The sequence below is a fragment of the Streptomyces silvisoli genome, assembly GCF_029269905.1.
Lineage (GTDB): Bacteria > Actinomycetota > Actinomycetes > Streptomycetales > Streptomycetaceae > Streptantibioticus_A > Streptantibioticus_A silvisoli_A.
The window spans coordinates 74,536-93,772 of record NZ_JARJBC010000014.1 but is presented as its reverse complement, the minus strand read 5'-3'; the positions used below and the strand labels follow the sequence as shown (position 1 = coordinate 93,772).

Annotated in this window: 22 protein-coding genes, 1 pseudogene and 1 riboswitch; of the genes and pseudogenes, 13 read left to right on the top strand and 10 right to left on the bottom strand. The window is 70.9% G+C overall.

Translation table 11 applies throughout. From position 1 onward, the window contains the following. Nucleotides 1–3: 3 nt before the first annotated feature. Nucleotides 4–173: riboswitch (cyclic di-AMP (ydaO/yuaA leader) on the bottom strand. A gap of 186 nt (nt 174–359) precedes the next feature. Together P3G67_RS21830 and P3G67_RS21825 are read right to left on the bottom strand one after the other, a co-directional pair. Next, nucleotides 360–662 (bottom strand): hypothetical protein, encoded by a 303-nt coding sequence (locus P3G67_RS21830; RefSeq protein WP_276094971.1) that lies wholly within the window; start codon nt 660–662, stop codon nt 360–362. A 6-nt stretch (nt 663–668) separates the two neighbouring features. Continuing rightward, entirely contained in the window at nt 669–1,301 is a 633-nt protein-coding gene (locus P3G67_RS21825) for an ATP-dependent Clp protease proteolytic subunit (protein ID WP_276094970.1), read from the bottom strand. A 112-nt stretch (nt 1,302–1,413) separates the two neighbouring features. On the opposite strand from P3G67_RS21825, the gene P3G67_RS21820 reads away from it, so the two are divergent. The 9 genes from P3G67_RS21820 (at nt 1,414) to P3G67_RS21780 (ending at nt 9,164) form a co-directional block, all read left to right on the top strand. Continuing rightward, a complete protein-coding gene (locus P3G67_RS21820) occupies nt 1,414–1,707 on the top strand; it encodes a type II toxin-antitoxin system Phd/YefM family antitoxin (RefSeq protein WP_276094969.1) in 294 nt (97 codons plus the stop codon). A 200-nt stretch (nt 1,708–1,907) separates the two neighbouring features. Further along, nucleotides 1,908–2,210, top strand: coding sequence for an urease subunit gamma (locus tag P3G67_RS21815; RefSeq protein WP_276094968.1), 303 nt, complete (start codon nt 1,908–1,910; stop codon nt 2,208–2,210). Between the two features lie 25 nt (nt 2,211–2,235). Then, nucleotides 2,236–2,547: an urease subunit beta gene (locus P3G67_RS21810; protein WP_276094967.1), complete on the top strand. Its 312-nt coding sequence runs from the start codon at nt 2,236–2,238 to the stop codon at nt 2,545–2,547. Then, complete coding sequence (locus tag P3G67_RS21805) at nt 2,540–4,282, top strand: urease subunit alpha (RefSeq protein WP_276094966.1); 1,743 nt, start codon at nt 2,540–2,542, stop codon at nt 4,280–4,282. Before P3G67_RS21810 ends, P3G67_RS21805 begins: the two co-directional genes overlap by 8 nt. A 16-nt stretch (nt 4,283–4,298) precedes the next feature. Next, the gene (locus P3G67_RS21800; protein ID WP_276094965.1) at nt 4,299–4,988 is read left to right on the top strand and encodes an urease accessory protein UreF; all 690 of its coding nucleotides are present in this window, start codon (nt 4,299–4,301) and stop codon (nt 4,986–4,988) included. Nucleotides 4,989–5,019: 31 nt separating this feature from the next. After that, on the top strand, nt 5,020–5,763 hold the full coding sequence (gene ureG, locus P3G67_RS21795) for an urease accessory protein UreG (RefSeq protein ID WP_276094964.1): 744 nt from the start codon (nt 5,020–5,022) through the stop codon (nt 5,761–5,763). Next, a complete protein-coding gene (locus P3G67_RS21790) occupies nt 5,760–6,569 on the top strand; it encodes an urease accessory protein UreD (protein WP_276094963.1) in 810 nt (269 codons plus the stop codon). Before ureG ends, P3G67_RS21790 begins: the two co-directional genes overlap by 4 nt. 198 nt (nt 6,570–6,767) lie before the next feature. Next, a complete protein-coding gene (locus P3G67_RS21785) occupies nt 6,768–8,351 on the top strand; it encodes an alpha/beta hydrolase (protein WP_276094962.1) in 1,584 nt (527 codons plus the stop codon). A gap of 180 nt (nt 8,352–8,531) precedes the next feature. Beyond that, on the top strand, nt 8,532–9,164 hold the full coding sequence (locus P3G67_RS21780; RefSeq protein ID WP_276094961.1) for a DUF1707 SHOCT-like domain-containing protein: 633 nt from the start codon (nt 8,532–8,534) through the stop codon (nt 9,162–9,164). On the opposite strand, the gene P3G67_RS21775 is transcribed toward P3G67_RS21780, so the two are convergent. From P3G67_RS21775 to P3G67_RS21745, 7 genes are all read right to left on the bottom strand, one after another. After that, nucleotides 9,136–9,387 (bottom strand): hypothetical protein, encoded by a 252-nt coding sequence (locus tag P3G67_RS21775; protein WP_276094960.1) that lies wholly within the window; start codon nt 9,385–9,387, stop codon nt 9,136–9,138. The genes P3G67_RS21780 and P3G67_RS21775 overlap by 29 nt on opposite strands. A 113-nt stretch (nt 9,388–9,500) precedes the next feature. Beyond that, nucleotides 9,501–10,214 carry a lysophospholipid acyltransferase family protein gene (locus P3G67_RS21770; protein ID WP_269857309.1) on the bottom strand — a complete coding sequence of 238 codons (714 nt, stop codon included), beginning with the start codon at nt 10,212–10,214 and terminating at the stop codon, nt 9,501–9,503. A 13-nt stretch (nt 10,215–10,227) separates the two neighbouring features. Next, entirely contained in the window at nt 10,228–10,386 is a 159-nt protein-coding gene (locus P3G67_RS21765; protein ID WP_269857310.1) for a hypothetical protein, read from the bottom strand. Nucleotides 10,387–10,467: 81 nt separating this feature from the next. Continuing rightward, nucleotides 10,468–11,442 carry a cytochrome c oxidase assembly protein gene (locus P3G67_RS21760; protein ID WP_276094959.1) on the bottom strand — a complete coding sequence of 325 codons (975 nt, stop codon included), beginning with the start codon at nt 11,440–11,442 and terminating at the stop codon, nt 10,468–10,470. A 139-nt stretch (nt 11,443–11,581) separates the two neighbouring features. Continuing rightward, a complete protein-coding gene (locus P3G67_RS21755; RefSeq protein WP_269857312.1) occupies nt 11,582–12,607 on the bottom strand; it encodes a 6-phosphofructokinase in 1,026 nt (341 codons plus the stop codon). A 149-nt stretch (nt 12,608–12,756) separates the two neighbouring features. Next, nucleotides 12,757–13,488, bottom strand: a complete 732-nt coding sequence (locus P3G67_RS21750) for a type 1 glutamine amidotransferase (RefSeq protein ID WP_276094958.1) — start codon at nt 13,486–13,488, stop codon at nt 12,757–12,759. A gap of 36 nt (nt 13,489–13,524) precedes the next feature. After that, complete coding sequence (locus tag P3G67_RS21745; RefSeq protein ID WP_269857314.1) at nt 13,525–14,763, bottom strand: Mur ligase family protein; 1,239 nt, start codon at nt 14,761–14,763, stop codon at nt 13,525–13,527. A 457-nt stretch (nt 14,764–15,220) separates the two neighbouring features. Between P3G67_RS21745 and def the strand changes: the two genes are divergently transcribed. Then, nucleotides 15,221–15,796: a peptide deformylase gene (gene def, locus P3G67_RS21740; protein ID WP_276094957.1), complete on the top strand. Its 576-nt coding sequence runs from the start codon at nt 15,221–15,223 to the stop codon at nt 15,794–15,796. A 6-nt stretch (nt 15,797–15,802) separates the two neighbouring features. Here def and P3G67_RS21735 read toward each other — a convergent pair whose 3' ends face one another. Beyond that, entirely contained in the window at nt 15,803–16,444 is a 642-nt protein-coding gene (locus tag P3G67_RS21735) for a TetR family transcriptional regulator (protein WP_276094956.1), read from the bottom strand. A gap of 190 nt (nt 16,445–16,634) precedes the next feature. On the opposite strand from P3G67_RS21735, the gene P3G67_RS21730 reads away from it, so the two are divergent. From P3G67_RS21730 to P3G67_RS21720, 3 genes and pseudogenes are all read left to right on the top strand, one after another. Then, nucleotides 16,635–17,861 carry an acyl-CoA dehydrogenase family protein gene (locus tag P3G67_RS21730; RefSeq protein WP_276094955.1) on the top strand — a complete coding sequence of 409 codons (1,227 nt, stop codon included), beginning with the start codon at nt 16,635–16,637 and terminating at the stop codon, nt 17,859–17,861. A gap of 347 nt (nt 17,862–18,208) precedes the next feature. Next, a complete protein-coding gene (locus tag P3G67_RS21725; protein ID WP_276094954.1) occupies nt 18,209–18,442 on the top strand; it encodes a hypothetical protein in 234 nt (77 codons plus the stop codon). Between the two features lie 396 nt (nt 18,443–18,838). After that, nucleotides 18,839–19,123, top strand: a pseudogene (locus P3G67_RS21720) (hypothetical protein); the annotation flags it as partial. Nucleotides 19,124–19,237 lie beyond the last annotated feature (114 nt).

Below are 19,237 nucleotides of genomic sequence, written 5' to 3'. Positions count from 1 at the left end.
GGGCACCCCTTCGTCGTCCGCCTACGAAGGATGGCCTGTCGGGTTCGGGCTGGCGAAGTTGCCCGGCCGCCGTGGCGGCTTCACCCCTAGGGGCCGTCACCTTCCGGAACGACCCCGCACTGCTTGGGTCCTCCGCTCCTGCCGTTGTGGTGTCGACTCGGCATCCAGGCGGCGGCAGGACTCGGCGTCCGCCCGGACCGCCCCGTCGCTGTGGCGGGGGCTTGTCGTCGCAGGGATCATTACCCATGAAACGCATCAAATCCGACCGGAAGATGCTCCGTTCGGGAACCCCGACGACCGGAAGAGGCCGAAACGAAGCCGTTGTCGGCTTTTTTGGGATACCGGTCAGGAATAGCCCGTCAGAGTGGTGGGGCGGGGATCGCCGGTAGCCGGGAGCGCCGTTCGCCGTCCAGCACCTGTAGCGCCCGCACCAGGGCCGGGCCGTGCACTTCGTGCTCGCCGCGCTCGTGCATCAGCTCCAGCGCCTCGCGCAGCCCGTTCGCCGTGCCCACCAGGGCCTGGGCGGCACGCAGCGCGGAGTACGTGTCGGTGCAGCGGGCCGGGTTGATCCTGCCCAGCAGGTCGACCGCCTCCAGGTACCGGTCCACCAGGGCGCCCTCCGCACGGGTGAGCGCGGGCAGCCGCGGTAGTTCGGGGAGCACCGGCGGTCACCGCTCCCTGAGCGACAGGGCGGCCTTGCGGTCGCGGGCCAGGTGGTCCACCAGTCCGTACGCCACGGCGCCGGGGCCGTCGAGGACCGTGACGCGTTCCAGATCGTCGTGGATCCGTTCCAACCGCTGGCCGGTGTGCTCGGCGAGCAGTCGCTCCGTCAGCTCTCGTTGCCGACGGATCTCGTCGGCCTGGATCTCCAGGTCGGAGGGCTGGCCGCGGACCGGCTCCGGGATGCCCGGCTGCTCCAGGAACACCCGCGAGCTGGGCAGTGCCAGCCGCTTGCCCGCGGTGCCCGCCGCCAGGAGTACGGCCGCGGCGGAGCCCGCCTGGCCCAGGCAGACCGTCTGGATGTCGCAGGTGATGAACCGAATGGTGTCGTAGACCGCCGACATCGCGGTGAACGATCCGCCAGGCGAGTTGATGTAGAGCTGGATGTCCTGTTCCGGAGCGGCGTGTTCCAGGTGCAGTAGCTGCGCCATCACATCGTTCGCCGAGGTGTCGTCGATGGGCGCGCCGAGGAAGACCACCCGCTCGGAGAGCAGCTTGGAGTACGGATCCATGGTGCGCAGGCCGTGGGTGGTGCGTTCGGTGAACTCCGGAAGGACATATCGGGCGGTTGGCCGGATCATGCTCCACACCTCCATGGCGCAGGCGCGCCGCTGGGAACCATCCTGCCGTGAGGCCAGGAAGTGGTTCGTCTGTAAAAAATGTACAGGACGTACATCCCGCTATGATGGGAGCATGGCGCACGAAGTTCCGGTGACACAAGCCCGAGCCGAACTCGCGGAACTGATCAACCGCGTGGTCTACGGCGGTGAACGGGTCGTCGTGACCCGGCACGGCAAGCCCCTCGTCGCCCTGGTGTCCGCCGCTGACCTGCGGCGACTCGAAGAGGGCGACGAGCAGAGCCAGGAGCCGGTGATCAGCACCGTCTCCACCCAGGTCCCCGGCGCGTCCGCCACCGGCGAACGCCGCCGCTTCGGCATCGCCGCCCAGCACATCGACCCGGGGACGCCCCGCCGCGACACCACCTGACCGCCCGAAACCCCTTACGGGGGCGTCCTTTACGCGGTGGAAACAGCGCCGAACCCATGGCGTAACCACCCTGCAAAATCCTGGGAAGCGGCAGGTCAAGTGCGGTTTCGCCGGGGGTACAGTGCGGGCGGTGCCGTCCCGGGAGGGGCGATCGCGCCAAGTGCTCCGGTCGGTCACCAGGTCAACTGTGAGGTGTGCGCATGCAACTGACTCCGCATGAGCAGGAGCGCCTGCTGATCCATGTCGCGGCCGATGTGGCGGAGAGGCGACGGGCCCGGGGGCTGAAGCTCAACCACCCGGAGGCCGTGGCGCTGATCACCTCGCACGTACTGGAAGGCGCCAGGGACGGCAACACGGTCGCCGAACTGATGGCCTCCGGCCGCAAGGTGCTCACCCGGGGCGAGGTGATGGACGGCATCCCGGAGATGCTGCACTCGGTACAGGTCGAGGCCACCTTCCCGGACGGCACCAAGCTGGTCACCGTCCATGACCCGATCGTCTGAACCGGCTGACAGGACAGGGCACTTCATGATCCCCGGAGAGATCCTCCTCGCCGACGCGCCGGTAACCCTCAACGAGGGCAGGCCGATCACCCGGCTCACCGTGCTCAACACCGGCGACCGACCGGTACAGGTCGGCTCGCACTACCACTTCGCCGAGGCCAACACCGCACTGGGCTTCGACCGGGCCGCCGCCCACGGGCTGCGCCTGGGGATCGCCGCGGGCACCGCCGTACGCTTCGAGCCCGGCATCCCGGTCGAGGTCGCACTGGTGCCCATCGCGGGCGCCCGGATCGTCGCGGGACTGCGCGGCCAGACGGCGGGGGCACTGGATGACTGAGTCCGTTCAGCCGCCGGTCCGGCTCGACCGCGCCGGGTACGCCGACCTGTTCGGCCCCACCACCGGCGACCGGATCCGGCTCGCCGACACCAGCCTGCTGATCGAGATCGAGCGGGACCTGTCCGGCGGGCCCGGCAACTGCGGCGACGAGGCGGTCTTCGGCGGCGGCAAGGTGATCCGCGAGTCGATGGGACAGTCCAGGGTCACCCGGGCGCAGGGGGCACCGGACACCGTGATCACCGGCGCGGTGATCCTCGACCACTGGGGGATCGTCAAGGCCGATATTGGTATCCGCGATGGACGTGTATCCGCCATCGGCAAGGCGGGTAATCCCGAGACCATGGACGGCGTCCATCCGGGACTGGTCATCGGGCCGGAGACGGAGATCATCGCCGGAAACGGCAGGATCGTCACCGCGGGCGCCATCGACGCGCATGTCCACTTCATCTGCCCGCAGTTGGTCGACGAGGCGCTGTCCTCCGGGGTGACCACCCTGGTCGGCGGCGGTACCGGCCCGGCCGAGGGCAGCAAGGCCACCACCATCACCCCGGGGGCCTGGCACCTTGAGCGGATGTTCCAGGCGCTGGACTGCTCGCCGGTCAACATCGGCCTGCTGGGCAAGGGCAACACGGTCAGCGCCGAGTCGATGTACGACCAGCTGCGCGCCGGAGTCATCGGCTTCAAGGTGCACGAGGACTGGGGCGCCACCCCGGCCGCCATCGACGCCTGCCTGACGGTCTGCGAGGCCAGCGGGGCGCAACTCGCCATCCACACCGACACCTTGAACGAGGCCGGGTTCGTGGAGGACACCCTGGCCGCGATCGCCGGACGCGGTATTCACGCCTACCACACGGAAGGTGCGGGCGGCGGCCACGCACCGGACATCATCACGGTGGTCTCCCGGCCGAACGTACTGCCGTCCTCGACCAATCCGACCCGACCGCACACCATCAACACCGTTGAGGAGCACCTCGACATGCTGATGGTCTGCCACCACCTCAACCCGACGGTGCCCGAGGACCTGGCCTTCGCCGAGTCCCGTATCCGGCCGTCCACCATCGCCGCCGAGGATGTACTGCACGACCTCGGCGCGATCTCCATCATCTCCTCGGACTCACAGGCGATGGGCCGGATCGGTGAGGTGGTGCTCCGCACCTGGCAGACCGCCCATGTGATGAAGGAGCGCCGGGGCGCCCTGCCCGGCGACGGCCGGGCGGACAACCAGCGTGCTCGTCGATATGTCGCCAAATACACCATCAACCCCGCGGTAGCCCAGGGCCTCGACCGCGAGATCGGCTCGGTCGAGGAGGGAAAGCTCGCCGACCTCGTGCTGTGGGAGCCCGCGTTCTTCGGCGTAAAACCACAACTGGTCATCAAGGGCGGGCAGATCGCGTACGCGCAGATGGGCGACGCCAACGCCTCCATCCCGACCCCGCAACCGCTGCTGCCCCGGCCGATGTTCGGCGCGACGGGCCGGGCGCCGGGCGGCAACTCGGTCAACTTCGTGACCTCGTCAGCGCTCGACGCCGGACTCGCCGACCGGCTGGACCTCGGCAAGCGGTTCACCGCCATCGGCAGCACCCGCGCCGTCACCAAGGCGGACATGCGGCAGAACGACGCGCTGCCGCGGGTGGAGGTCGACCCGGACTCCTTCACGGTGCGCATCGACGGGGAGGTCATCGATCCGGCGCCGGCCGCCCAACTGCCCATGGCCCAGCGCTACTTCCTGTTCTGAGGCGCGAGGACACGGCATGACGACCACGACGACCGGCCGCGCCGCGCTGCTGGTCCTCGCCGATGGCCGCTTTCCGGCGGGCGGGCACGCCCACTCCGGTGGCGCCGAGGCCGCGGTGGCGGCCGGACGGGTGCACGACGCGGTGTCCCTGGAGGCGTTCTGCCGGGGACGGCTGGGCACCGCCGGGCTGGTCGCCGCCGCACTCGCCGCCGCCGCGGCGGCGGGCGTGGATCCGCTGCTGCTGGACGAGGCAGCCGACGCCCGCACCCCCTCGCCCGCGCTGCGGGCGACCGGCCGCAAGCTCGGCCGCCAGTTGATGCGGGCGGCGCGCGCCTGCTGGCCGTCGCCCGCCCTCGACGCACTGGCGGCGGCCCGACCGCGCGGCGTCCACCAGCCGGTGGTCCTCGGACTGGCCGCCGCCGCGGCCGGACTCGGGCCGCTGGACGCGGCGTACGCGGCGGCGTACGAGGCGGTCAGCGGACCGGCGACGGCGGCGGTGCGGCTGCTCAGCCTCGATCCGTTCGACGCCACCGCCGTGCTCGCCCGGCTCGCCCCCGAACTGGACCATGTCGCCCAACAGGCCGTGCTGGCCGCCGAGTCGGCGCTCGACAGCGATGTCGACGCGCTACCGGCCGCCTCCGCGCCGCTGCTGGAGATCGCCGCGGAACAGCACGCCGCCTGGCCCGTCCGCCTCTTCGCCTCCTAGCCCACCCGTACCCCACCGCCCGGAGCCGACCATGCACCTGGACCACCCCGAGACCTACCCCCAGCGGCACACCCACGCATCGCCCGCCAGCGCCCTTTCAGGGAAGCGCGGCGCGCCCACGTCTTCGGGCGCCCCGACCGAGCGGCCCGACGGCACTCGCCGGGCACTGCGGATCGGGCTGGGCGGACCGGTCGGTTCCGGGAAGACCGCGACGGTCGCCGCGATCTGCCGCCAACTGCGCGACGAACTGTCCATCGCCGTGGTCACCAACGACATCTACACCCGGGAGGACGCCGAGTTCCTGCTCCGTAACGCCGTTCTTCCGCCCGAGCGGATCACCGCGGTGGAGACCGGCGCCTGCCCGCACACCGCCATCCGGGACGACATCTCCGCCAACCTCGAAGCCGTGGAGGACCTGGAGGAGAGCGTCGGTCCGCTGGACCTGGTGCTTGTGGAGTCCGGCGGCGACAACCTCACCGCCACCTTCTCCAAGGGGCTGGTCGACGCGCAGATCTTCGTGATCGACGTGGCGGGCGGCGACAAGATCCCGCGCAAGGGCGGCCCGGGGGTCTCGACCGCCGACCTCCTCGTGGTCAACAAGACCGACCTGGCGCCGCTGGTCGGCGCCGACCTGGGGGTGATGGCAAGGGACGCCAAGGCGCAGCGGGGCGAACTGCCCGTCGCCTTCACCGCGTTGACCGAACCGGACGGCATCGCTCCGGTGATCGGCTGGGTCCGTGAGCGGCTCGCCGGGTGGACCGCGGCGGCGGTATGACCACCGTCGCGCTGCCCTGCGCCGCTCCCGGCGGGGTGCGCGCCACCGCGCGGATCGTGGCCACTCCGGACGGCCGTGGCGGCACGGCGCTGCCGGTGCTCGACGGGGCGGGGCCGCTGGCGCTGCGCCGCACTCGTTCGGCCCGGCCGGGTGCCGCCCAGGTCACGGTGGTCGGGGCGATGAGCGCGCCGCTGGGCGGCGACCACCTCTCGCTCCGGGCACGGGTGCTGCCCGGGGCACGGCTGACGGTGGGCTCGGCGGCGGCCACGGTCTCACTGCCGGGGCGGAACGGGGCGCGCGCCGGGTACGACGTGCGGCTGACCGTGGGGGCGGGCGCGGAGCTGCGCTGGTTGCCGGAGCCGTTGATCGCGGCGGCCGGCAGCGATCTGGCGATGACCACCTGGGTGGAGCTGGCCGAAGGGGCCCGGCTCGTGCTGCGTGAGGAGTTGGTGCTGGGCCGGGCGGGGGAGCAGCCGGGACGGCTGGCGAGCAGGCTGACCGTACGCGGGGGCGGCCGGACGCTGCTCGACCAGGAGGTCACCGTCGGTCCCGGGGCGCCGGGATGGTCGGGACCCGCGGTGCTCGACCGGTACCGGGCGATGGGCCAACTCCTCGTCGTGGAGCCGAGTTTCGAGGAGCACGCCCCGCCCGCGGCGGCGCTGCCGTCCGACCCGGCCGAGGGGGAGGCGGTGCTCACCCCGCTCGCCGGACCGGCCGTCCTGGTAACCGCGCTGGCCCAGGACGCCTTGACGGCACGTCGACTGCTGGACGCCGGCCACGCGGCGGTGGCGCCCTCGGCGGGGTAGCCGCCGCCGCTGGTCGGCTGCTCTACGCCAAGCGGCGGCGCTGGGATGGCGGTGAGTCAACCCGCAATCGAGTCTTACGAAATGGTAAAGAATCCTTGGGAACGCCTGTGCCGATCCTGTGACCGAACGCCAAGATCCTCTTGCACCTGCTTGATCGGTGCCGCTGTCAGCGGCACTCCAGCAGAGAGGGGAAATTCTTTGAGACGCATTGCCGTGCTCGGCGCCACCGGGGCCCTGCTCGCGGGTACCATCGCCGCGGCTCCCGTGGCCACCGCCGGGGACCTCGCGCCGGGCGGTGCCGCACAGGGGGTGAGTGCCGAGGCGCGCGGGGTGGGCGCCGCGGCAGCACGTGCCGCGAAGGCCGGTGTCCACTGGACCGACTGCCCGACCGCGTGGGGGCTCAAGTCTCCCGTCCAGTGCGGGTATGTGACGGTTCCCATCGACTACGCGAACCCCGACGGGCCGTCCATCAAGCTCGCCGTGGACCGGGTCCGCAGTACCGGCTCCCCGGCTCAGCGCCAGGGTTCGCTGGTGTACAACCCGGGTGGACCGGGCGGCTCCGGGATGAAGTTCCCGACCCGGGTCACCACCAAGAACCCGTTGTGGACCAAGATCGCCCAGGCCTACGACTTCGTGGGCTTCGACCCGCGCGGCGTCGGGCGCTCCGCCCCGATCAGCTGCGAGGACCCGCGCGAGTTCGCCAAGGCCCCCAAGGCCGACCCGGTACCCGCGGACGCGGCCGACAAGCTGGCGCAGCGCAAGCTGGCCAAGGAGTACGCGAACGGGTGCGCGCAGCGCAGCGGGGCGCTGCTGCGCTACATGACGACGCCCAACACCGCCCGCGACATGGACGTCATCCGCGCCGCGCTCGGTGACAGGAAGCTCAACTACCTCGGCGTCTCGTACGGCACGTATCTGGGCGCGGTCTACGCGACGCTGTTCCCGACCCATGTGCGCCGCCTGCTGGTGGACAGCGTGGTCGATCCCGACCCGAAGGACATCTGGTACCAGAACAACCTCAGCCAGGATGTGGCCTTCGAGGGCCGGTGGAAGGACTTCGAGAACTGGGTCGCCCGGTACGACAGCGTGTACCACCTCGGCGGCACCCGGGCCAAGGTCCAGCAGCAGTGGCTGAGGCTGCGTGCCACTGCCAAGCGTCAGCCGATCGGCGGCGTCGTCGGCCCGGCCGAGCTGATCTCCTTCTTCCAGAACGCGCCCTACTACGACCAGTACTGGCCGATCATCGCCGACGCGTGGGGCAAGTACGTCGCGGGTGACGCCCGGCCGCTGGTCAAGGCGGCGGGACCGGACTACACGAACGCGGCGGCGGCGGAGAACTCGAACGCCGTCTACACGGCCGTGGAGTGCAACGACGCGCACTGGCCCACCAGTTGGAGGCGGTGGGACCGGGACAACACCGCGCTGAACGCCAAGTACCCGTTCATGACGTGGTCCAACGCGTGGATGAACCTGCCGTGCGCCACCTGGACCCAGCCGCAGCACACCCCGGTCGACGTCCGCTCGCGCCAGGGGCTGCCGAGCGTGCTGATCGTGCAGAGCACGCGTGACGCGGCGACCCCGTACTCCGGCGGGGTGGAGCTGCACCGCAGGCTGGCCGGCTCGGAGATGATCACTGAGCGGGGCGCGGGCTCGCACGGTGTGACGGGCCTGGTGAACCCGTGCGTCAACGACCGGGTGACCGCCTACTTCGTGGACGGGCGGCTCGACGGCCACGACGTGACCTGCGGCCCGCACGCCGTACCGGTGCCCAACGCCAAGTGACTCCTGTTTGAACGCGGTTGATGTGGTGCCGTGCTCCTGAACAGGAGCGCGGCACCGTCGTCTTCGGGGGCGGAGGGCGGCGTGCGGCAGGGCATGGCGACGTGTATTGCCAGTCGCGGGTATCGCGATATAACGTGAGTCTCGTCGTAGTCCGCGCACGCCGTGGAAGAGGAAGACCTGATGTCCGCATCGGCCCCCGTACCCGACCCGGAACCCGCCCGACTGGCCAAGCTGCCCGGTGCCGCGCCCGATCTGCGCGCCTCCGACGAGGAGCGGGACCGGGTGGCCGCCGTTCTCGCGGACGCGCTGGCCACCGGACGGCTGGCACCCGAGGAGCACGCCGAGCGGCTTGAGGCGGTCTACGCCTCCCGTACCGTCGGTGATCTCGCCCCGATCACCCGGGACCTGCCCGTGCCCGCCGCCGAACCGGCGCCCGCGGCGCACCTCGACGCCGCGCCGGTCACGGCAGTGTTCAGCAAGATCCGCCGCGGTGGCCAGTGGCCGGTACCGCCGCTCACCGAGGTCCGCTCCACCTTCGGCGCCGCGGTGATCGACCTGCGGCACGCCGTCTTCACCCGGCGGGAGGTGGTCATCGACGCGAACTCGTTCGGCGGCAAGATCGAGATCCTGGTGCCGGACAACGCGCGGGTCTACGACACCGGCACCGCCCTGTTCGGCAAGCGTTCACTGCCCGGCGGCAAGGGGCCGCAGGGCGAGGACGGTCCCGTCGTCCGGATCACCGGGCGGTCGGTGTTCGGCCACGTACGGGTGATGCGCGGCGGATTCAAGTGGCCCTGGCGCGACTTCCGTTGACCGGCCAGCCGCGGAGGAAGCCGCGCAACCAGCGGTCCTCGGACGGGTTGTCGAACAACTCGTGGCCGGGGAGGATCTCGGTCGGCCCGCCGGAGACGACGCGCCAGCCCCGGCCGCCCGGTGCGCCCCGGTCCACTCGGCGGTGGCCGGGAGCGATTCGAAGTACCCTGGTTACCGGGCGGTAGCCCAACTCCCGTTCGGCCTCGGACAGATCGAGCACCATCGGATGTGGGGGGGGCGACCACGGCGTACCGGCAACCGCCCGCGGGATCACGGGACGGGACGCGGAACGGCCGTCGCGTCAACCGCTGTTCTCGACGGGCGGACCCGTGGCCGCTAGGCGGGCCTGCGCAGGTGGTGGGTGGAACCGCCGTGTTCCGACTCGGCCTTGACGTCGGGGGCGTAGCGGTCGACGTACTCCTGACCGGACAACTCCATGATCGCGTACATGATCTCGTCGACGATCGAGCGCAGCACGTACCGGTCGTGTTCCATCCCCTCGAAGCGGGAGAAGTCCAGCGGCCTGCCGAACCGTATCGTCACCCGGCGGACCTTCGGCACCAGCCGCCCCGGCGGCTGGATCTCGAAGGTGCCGATCATCGCGCACGGCACCACGGGCGCGCGCGCCTGGAGCGCCATCACCGCCACTCCGGTGCGGCCCTTGTAGAGCCGTCCGTCGTGCGATCGGGTGCCCTCGGGGTAGACGCCCATCAGCTCACCGCGCTCCAGTACCCCGAGCGCCTCCGCGACGGCCGGGTGCGCCGCCTTCCCGCCGGTGCGGTCCACGGGGATCTGGCCCGCGCTGCGGAAGAACGAGGCGATCAGCGCGCCCTTCAGGCCCGGACCGGTGAAGTACTCCTGCTTGGCGAGGAAGGTGATCCGGCGCGGCAGCACCGCGGGCATCAGGAAGTGGTCGGAGAAGGAGAGGTGATTGCCCGCGATGATCGCCGGACCCTCCTCGGGAATGTTCTCCAGCCCTTCGATACGCGGCCGGAACAGCAGCTTCAGCAGCGGCCCGAGCACCACGTACTTCAGAACGTAATAGAACACTGCGGACGCCTCCTCAGGTCCGCCGGGTCAGCGCGGTGCCCGTGGTCAGCAGCCCCAGCACCACCCAGCCGAACCACAGCCACCCGTTGCTGCCCAGCGCCACGGTGTACGCGGTGACCACCACCAGGACCACCAACGTGCACACCGTCATCGCCTTCGCGGATCCCGGCATCGCCCCAGCCACCTCCGAAACCATCGTCGCCCCGCAGCGGTCCCTACCGCTACGGGGCGACGACGGATAACGCGCGCCGGGTCAGCGACCGCGTCCCTGGAGCGAGGCCAGATAGGCGTTGTACGCCACCAGCTCCTGGTCGCCGTTGCGGTCCGCCGCCCGGTCCTTGCGCCGGGACTGCCGCTGCTCGGAGAAGTACCACTGCATGACCAGCGCGATCAGTACCAGCACCGACGGGATCTCACTGAACGCCCAGGCGATCGCACCGCCCGCGTGCATGTCCGACAGCGGGTCCACGCCGAGCGAGGCGGGCGGATGCTCGAACGTCTTGATCATCGGCTGGCTGGCCATCATCAGCGCGATGCCGAAGAACGCGTGGAACGGCATCCCCATGAACAGCTCCAGGATGCGCATCACGTACCCCGGCCGGTGCGGTCCCGGGTCCACCCCCATGATCGGCCAGAAGAAGACCAGGCCCACCGCCAGGAAGTGCACCATCATCGCGATGTGCCCGACCTTGCTGCCCATCAGGAGGTCGAACAGCGGGGTGAAGTACAGCGCGTACAGGCTCGCGATGAACAGCGGGATGGTGAACGCGGGGTGCGTGATGACCCGCATGTAGCGGCTGTGCAGCAGGGCCACCAGCAGTTCGCGCGGCCCCTTGCGGCCACGGCCCGCGGTGGGCAGCGCCCGCAGCGTCAGCGTCACCGGCGCGCCGAGCAGCAGCAGGATGGGGGAGAGCATGCTGATGATCATGTGCTGCACCATGTGCACGCTGAACATGACCATGCCGTAGTCGTTCAGTTTGGTGCACATCGTCACGCCCACGGTCAGCACACCCGCCGCGAACGCCACCGTGCGGACCACCGGCCACTGGTCGCCGCGTCTGCGCAGCCGGACCACGCCCCAGCCGTACAGGCCGAGGGCCAGCAGACAGCCGATCAGGAAGAACGGGTCCCCGCTGAACTGCAGGCCCCGCGCCAGCGTGAACGGCGGCATATCCATGTCCATGTGCATGCCGTGCATGCCCGACATGCCGTGCCCGCTGTGATCCATCCGCAACTCTCCTGTCGCACCTAGCGCGGGGCGCCCCTTTGCAACCGATTCGACCGATGCGCCCGCACCAGACTAGAGCCGCCCCCTCCCGAGGCTTCGGGCGGGGGCGGCTCGTTGAACGCTCATCCGAATCGCACTGCTACAGCACACACTCCGCCTCGACGTACCGCTCGGCGGGCACCGTCTTCAGATGGTCGACCGCCTCGGCAAGAGGCACCAGCACGATGTCGGTGCCGCGCAGCGCCGTCATCATGCCGAAGTCGCCGTTGTGCGCGGCCTCCACCGCGTGCCAGCCGAACCGGGTGGCCAGCACCCGGTCGTAGGCGGTGGGCGTACCGCCGCGCTGTACATGGCCGAGGATCACCGGACGCGCCTCCTTGCCGAGCCGCTGCTCCAGCTCGACCGACAACTGCCGGGCCACTCCGGCGAACCGCTCGTGCCCGTAGATGTCGGTGCCGCCGGTCTCGAACGCCATCGAGCCCTCGCGCGGCTTGGCGCCCTCGGAGACCACCACGATCGCGAACTTCTTGCCCGCCGCGAACCGCTTGCCGACCAGCTCGGTCAACTCCTCGATGTCGAACGGCCGCTCCGGAACCACGATCGCGTGCGCACCGGCCGCCATGCCCGAGTGCAGCGCGATCCACCCGGTGTGGCGGCCCATCACCTCGACGATCAGCACTCGTTGGTGCGACTCGGCGGTGGTCTTCAGCCGGTCCAGCGCCTCGGTCGCCACCATCACCGCGGTGTCGAAGCCGAAGGTGACATCGGTCGAGGAGATGTCGTTGTCGATGGTCTTCGGCACGCCCACGATCGGCAGCCCCGCGTCCGACAGCAGCCGGGCCGCCTTCAGCGTGCCCTCACCGCCGATGGGGATGATCGCGTCCAGGCCGAGGTCCTTGACGTGGCCCTTGGCCCGCTCGACACCGTCACGCAGATGCGCGGGCTGCACCCGGGACGAGCCGAGGATGGTGCCGCCACGAGCGAGAATGCCACTGACCGCGTCCAGGTCCAGCTTGCGGTAGTCGCACTCCAGAAGCCCCTTCCACCCGTCGTGGAATCCGATGACCTCGTCACCGTGGTCGGCCACGGCGCGGTGCACCACCGACCGGATGACGGCGTTCAGTCCGGGGCAGTCTCCGCCGCTGGTCAGCACACCAATACGCATTGCTCTCGCTACTCCTGCACCTGCAAGTCAACCGGCGACCGGACCCCGTCGTCCGGAAGGACCCCGACAGCCTATCCATACGGGGGAAACAACGGTCCGTCGTGCCGGTTTCGTCCGGATGACGGAACCGGCACGCTCCGTGCGGCGGCTCAGGCCGGCGCCTGCGTCGCGGCGGCGATCCGCTCCGCGCGCAGCGCCTCGTACCACTGCTCGTCGACCGGCGGCAGCGCGTGCACGTCCAGCGCCAACTTCAGCAGCATGTCGGCGATCTGCGGGTTGCGGGCCATCACCGGGCCGTGCGCGTAGGTGCCGAAGACCGTGTCGCACCAGGCGCCCTCGGTGCCGTCGCCGGTGCCGTTGCCGCTGCCGAAGCGGAGCCGGGCGAACGGGCGGGCGCTGGGGCCGATGACGGTGTTGCCCTGGTGGTTCTCGAAGCCGGTCAGCGGCGGCAGGCCGAGCCGCTCGTCGATGTCGCCCATGATGTCGCCGACGTGCCGGGCGCCCTCGTTGCGGACGCTGCGCACATCGAGGATGCCCAGGCCCGGCTCGGGGCGGCCGAGGTCGTTGATGAACTCGGTGCCCAGGATCTGGTAGCCGGCGCAGACCGAGAAGACGATGGCGCCGTTGCCCACCGCCCGGTTCAGTCCGCCGTCCCGGCGCAGCCGCTCGGCGGCGAGCCGCTGCGGGCGGTCCTCACCGCCACCGATCAGGTAGATGTCGCCCGAGGTGGGGATCGGCTGGTCGGAGCGTACGTCGATACGGGTGACGGGGATGTGCCGCTGCTGGGCGCGGCGCTCCACCACCAGGACGTTGCCCTGGTCGCCGTAGGTGCTCAGCAGGTCGGGGTAGACCCACACCAGGCGCAGGCTGGTGTCGCTCATGCTCGCAATCCTTCTGTAGGAGTCCTGGTAGGTGGGTCAGTTGCCCACTGTACGGCGTAGGTCCTGGAACGCCGTGTAGTTGGCGATGACCTCGATCTTGCCGGGGGGAGCCGAGCGCACCGCCTCGTCCACGTCGGCGCAGACCCGGAACTGGAGTCCGGCCACCTCAAGGCGGACCGCGAGGTCCAGCTTGCGGTCGCCGATCACGAAGATCGGGTGCCCGGCGAGGCGGGTGTAGTCGACGTCCCACAGCCACGAGGTGTCGGTGCCGTCCGCGCTGCGCGCGTTCACCGACAGCAGCACCGGGGCGGGCGGGCCGTCGATCAGCGAGAAGGTCTCCAACCATCCCGCCGGGTTCTTCGCCAGCAGCAGCCGCAGGTCACGGCCGAGGTAGGAGACCACGTCGTACCGTCCGGCGACCGCCTGCACGGCGTACATCCGCTCCAGCGCGATCTTGGGGGCCACGCCGAAGACCGCGGCGACGGCGGCGGAGGTGGCCGCGTTCGCCTTGTTGGCCCGGCCGGGCAGCTGCAGCTGGATCGGCCAGGCGACCCCGTCCGGGGCGACCACGTAGTCGCCGGACAGCGCCCAGGTGGGCTGCGGGCGGCGGAAGCCGCACTCGGCGCAGAACCAGTCGTCGCTGGGGCGCTGGAGCACACCGCCGCAGGACGGGCAGGACCACGCGTCGTCCTTCCACTCCTGGCCCGCGGCCACCCACACCACGGTCGGGCAGGAGGACGCGGCCCAGGCGACCAGCGGGTCGTCGGCGTTGGCGATCACGATCGCCTCGATGCCGGCCAGGCCCTCGCGCCACTTCTCGGCGAGCATCCGGGTCTCGCCCGCGCGGTCGAGCTGGTCCCGGGAGAGGTTGAGCAGCGCGATGGCCTTCGGGGACACATCGCGGGCCACGCCCGCCAGGTACTTCTCGTCGACCTCGATCACGCCGTACCGGGCCTCCGAGCCGCCCGCCAGGGCGGAGGTGATACCGGCTGGCATGTTGGCCCCGAGCGCGTTGGAGACGACGGGACCGGCCGCCCGCAGCGCCTCGGCGATCAGGCGGGTGGTGGTGGTCTTGCCGTTGGTGGCCGACACCAGGACCACGTCCAGGTGCCCGGCGAGCCGACCCAGCAGCTCGGGGTCGAGCTTGAGGGCCACCCGGCCGCCGATCACCGATCCGCTGCCGCGGCCCGCGGCGCGCGACACCGCCGCCGCGGCCTTGCCTGCCGTCACGGCCAGCTTCGCCCGCGGCGACAGCGGCTCCGAGTTGCCTGCCATCGTCTTTCGATCCTCCTCGCGTTCGACACCGGGCCTCCGGGTGCGTCCTCCACCACCGCCTGGATGGGGGTGGCGTAGCGCGTCCGCCGGTGCCGCACCGCGGCTGGGTTGCCCGCGCGGGCCGCGCCGGTCCGCCGGGGCGGGAGGCTTCGGTCTCGGATCAGCCTATCGAGTCCTCGGCCCGGCCCCGCACCGCGCCACCGGGCGGCTGCCCCGGTACCGGGGCAGGCGGGGGTCGAAGTGAGGTGTGCGACCGGCCGCCGGGAGGGTGAAACGCCCTGTTTCGGGCGGGCGTTGGGGGTTGACCTTCGATGGGTCGCGGGCGGTTGGGCCCGGTCGGTTCGCTCGCCGTCGCGGCGGACAGCCACACCTTGGGTTCTCGCATCGTGGACATGGGCTCACGACGGCGAGCCCCGGTCGGCCGGGGGGCCGGGCACGGCGACGTAACCTTGCGCTCATGCACCATTCCTCCGGGGCGGGTCCCGGACCCTCAGGCCGAGCGATCCCCGGCAGCTCGGGAGCCGTACGGCCGATGCGGCTGCTCGGCGACCCGGTGCTGCGGTCGGCGGCGGCCGAGGTGACCGGCTTCGACGCCGAACTGGCGCGGCTGGTCGAGGACATGTACGCCACGATGTACGCCGCCGACGGGGTGGGGCTGGCCGCGCCCCAAATCGGCGTGCCGGCGCGGGTGTTCGTCTACGACTGCCCGGACGACGAGGACCGCCGACACCTGGGCGCGGTGGTCAATCCGCGGCTGACGGAGGCGAACGGTGTGGTGGTCCCCGGGACGGAGGGCTGCCTGTCGCTGCCCGGTGTCACCGCGACCACCCCGCGTTTCGACCACGCGATCGTGGAGGGATACGACCTGGGCGGTGCGCCGGTACGGGTGGAGGGCACCGGGTTCTTCGCCCGCTGCCTGCAACACGAATGCGACCACCTGGGCGGCGGGTTGTTCACCGACCGGCTCACCGGCCTGCGCCGCCGCCGTGCCCTGCGCGCCGCCCGCCGCGCACCGTGGGCACGCGGCGGATAGGACGCCTCAGAAGCCGGGCCCGCCCGGGACGTCGCCCGCGGCGGCCAGGCGGCCCCAGAGCAGATCGGCGAGATGGGCCACCAACTGGGCGCGCTCGCAGGGTCGTTCGGCGAGCCACCAGTCTCCGGCCCCGTGCATCATGCCGACGATCCCATGGCCCCACACCCTGGCCAGTTCCTCGCTGTTGGGGCCGAGGTCGAGCCGCTCGGCGATGATCTTCGCCAACTCCTCGCCCAGTCGGCGCAGTAGGGGCGCGGAGTAGCGCCTGGTGTCGAAGTCCTTCTCGGCGTCCGCGTCCTCGGTGGGATGCATCAGAAAGCGGTACACCTGCGGACGCGCCTCGATTGCCGCCAGGTACGCGTCCAGGGTGGCCTCGACCCGGTCACGACGGGCGGTGCGGGAGTCCAGCGCGGTGCGCAGGGTGTCCAGCAGCGCGTCGGTGTGGCGCTTGGCGAGGGCGCGGTACAGACCGCTCTTGTCGCCGAAGTGCCGGTACAGGATGGGCTTGGTGATCCCCGCCTCGGCGGCGATGGCGTTCATGGACGCCTCGGGTCCGTCGCGCAGCACCACCCGGTCCGCGGCTTCGAGCAGCTCCCGGCGCCGGTTCTCCGTCGCTTGCTGCTGGTCCAGTCGCTGGCTGGTCTGCATCGAGCCTCCCCGCCCGTTCGATTCCGCACGCTGTGCGCAACGTACTGCATTTTCCACCGAACGCCGCAACGCCCGGCGGCCGTGCCAGGGGCGGAGGCGGGCGCGGCGGTGCGCGGATCGGCGGTTGACATCCCTACCGGCTGGTAACACACTGCGTGTTACCGTAAGTAACAAGAGGTGGAGGGGAACGATGGGCGACTTCGCGCTGGAGCTCAACGACGACCAGAAAGGTGTCCGCGACTGGGTGCACGGCTTCGCCGCGGACGTGATGCGCCCGGCCGCCGCGGAGTGGGACGAGCGCGAGGAGACGCCCTGGCCGGTGATCCAGGAGGCCGCCAAGATCGGCCTGTACTCCATGGACTTCTACGCCCAGGCGTTCTTCGACCCCACCGGCCTCGGCATCCCGGTCGCCATGGAGGAGTTGTTCTGGGGTGACGCGGGGATCGGCCTGTCCATCGTCGGCACCACGCTGGCCGCGGTCGGCGTGCTCGCCAACGGCACCGAGGAGCAGATCGGCACCTGGGTGCCGCAGATGTTCGGCACCGCCGACGACGTGAAGGTCGCCGCCTTCTGCTCCTCCGAGCCGGACGCCGGATCGGACGTCTCCGCCATGCGCACCCGCGCGGTCTACGACCAGGCCACGGACGAGTGGGTGCTGAACGGCACCAAGACCTGGGCCACCAACGGCGGCATCGCCAACGTCCATGTGGTCGTCGCCGTCGTGGACAGCGAACTCGGTGCCCGCGGCCAGGCCTCGTTCATCGTTCCTCCGGGCACGCCGGGACTCTCCCAGGGGCAGAAGTTCAAGAAGCACGGAATCCGCGCCTCGCACACCGCCGAGGTCGTACTGGACGACGTACGGATCCCCGGCTCCTGCCTGCTCGGCGGCAAGGAGAAGCTCGACGAGCGGCTGGCCCGCGCCAGGGAGCGGCAGCGCACCGGCGGCGAGCGGATCAAGAACGCCGCGATGGCCACCTTCGAGGCCTCCCGGCCAGCGGTCGGCGCCCAGGCGGTCGGCATCGCCCGCGCCGCGTACGAGGTCGCCCTCGACTACGCCAAGACCCGGGTCCAGTTCGGCCGCCCCATCATCGACAATCAGGGCGTCGCCTTCGCCCTCGCCGACATGCGCACCCGCATCGACGCCGCCCGCCTGCTGGTCTGGCGCGCCTCCTGGATGGCCACCGCGGGCAAGCCGTTCACCGCCGCCGAGGGTTCGATGTCCAAGCTCTACGCGGGCGAGACAGCGAAGTGGGTCACCGCCCAGGCCATGCAGGTCCTCGGCGGCAACGGCTTCACCCGCGAGTACCCGGTGGAACGCATGCACCGCGACGCGGCCATCTACACGATCTTCGAGGGCACCAGTGAGATCCAACGACTGGTGATCGCCCGGACGATCTCGGGGCTGCCGATCCGGTGAGATATCTGCGCAGGTCATGAGGCGATTTCCGGCCCGCTGCCGGTCGAACGGCGAGTGCCCTTCCGGTGGTCCCGGAAGGGCACTCGCACATGGTCGAAAACTCGCTCCCCGCACCACCGGCCTTGGCGCCCGGCGGGGCAGCCGTGGGGCGGTGCGCCGGAGCAACGGGAGACAGGTCTGCCACACTGTACTTGCGGCCCCGCTGTCTCCCCCGTCGGCGGGGCCGCACTCATGCCGCCCGCTGCCGTCATGCCCCGCTGGAATTCCCGCAGTTGACCGCTCGGGGTGCTTCGCCACTGGATACGCGGCGGGGGGTAGGCAGCCCGCGACCGCGAGATGATGACCCCATGATTCAGCCCAGTCAGCCGATCCAGCTCACCCCCGAGCAGTTCGACATCTTCCGTGCCGAGATGGAAGAACACAACCGTCAGTCCGCGCCCAACAACTCGCAGCCGCACTGTCCGAGGTGCGTCCAGCGTGCGGAATCGATCTCGGCGACCAACGCCCCGCACTACATACTCTTCTTCGAGCCCTGCGGCCACCGGTTCACGCTGCCGAACACCGCGGAGTGGAAGCCCTAGGCGGCGATGGCGTACTGCTGGCTGTCCCGGTACGCGGCGACCCATTCCCGCTGCCACTCGGCGAGTTCCAGCCGCTGCTCCCGCATCCGTGCACGCCTCCGCCGTCAGGGCCTTCTCCTCGACCCCCAACTCGCCTGGCACCGCCCGCACATCACCCGACGCCACCTGCGACTCGTGCTCGTCGACCAGCGTCCGGACCTCGGTGAACGTGCAGCGCCGCCATCACCGACTGTGGATCGTGCACCCGGGCCTTTCGAGTCCGCCTCGATCAACGCGGCCTCTCACATCCGGCTCACGCGAAACGGCCCTGCCACCTACCCTGACAGTGACGAGCTGCTCAGAGAGGGGCAAGGCCGTGCCAACTCATGCTCCCCCCGAGCCGATCGCGTTCGGCCAGCTCGGGCCGAAGCGGATGTGATCCCGTCCCGGCCGCGGCGATCCCGGCATCGGATCGAGCAGGCCCGCGCGTATCACCTCGACGGCCAGCCCGATGTGGCCCTGGCGACGCTGGAGCACGCGCACGAGGCGGCCCCTGAGACGATTCGCTGGAACGGCTTCGCCCGCCGGATCGTGTTGGAGGAGTCGGAGTCGAGAATCCCGGAGCGCCGCCGGAGGGCGCCGGCACACCGGGCGATCCCACGGGCGGCCGGTCGCCGTGGGTACGCCGCAGTATCACCATGACCGCTTCCAGCCGAGGTCTTCGAAGGCACCAGTGAGATCCAACGACTGGTGATCGCCCGGAAGATCTCGGGCCTGTCGATCAGGTGAGTGGTGAGCGCACGCTCCAACTCCCCT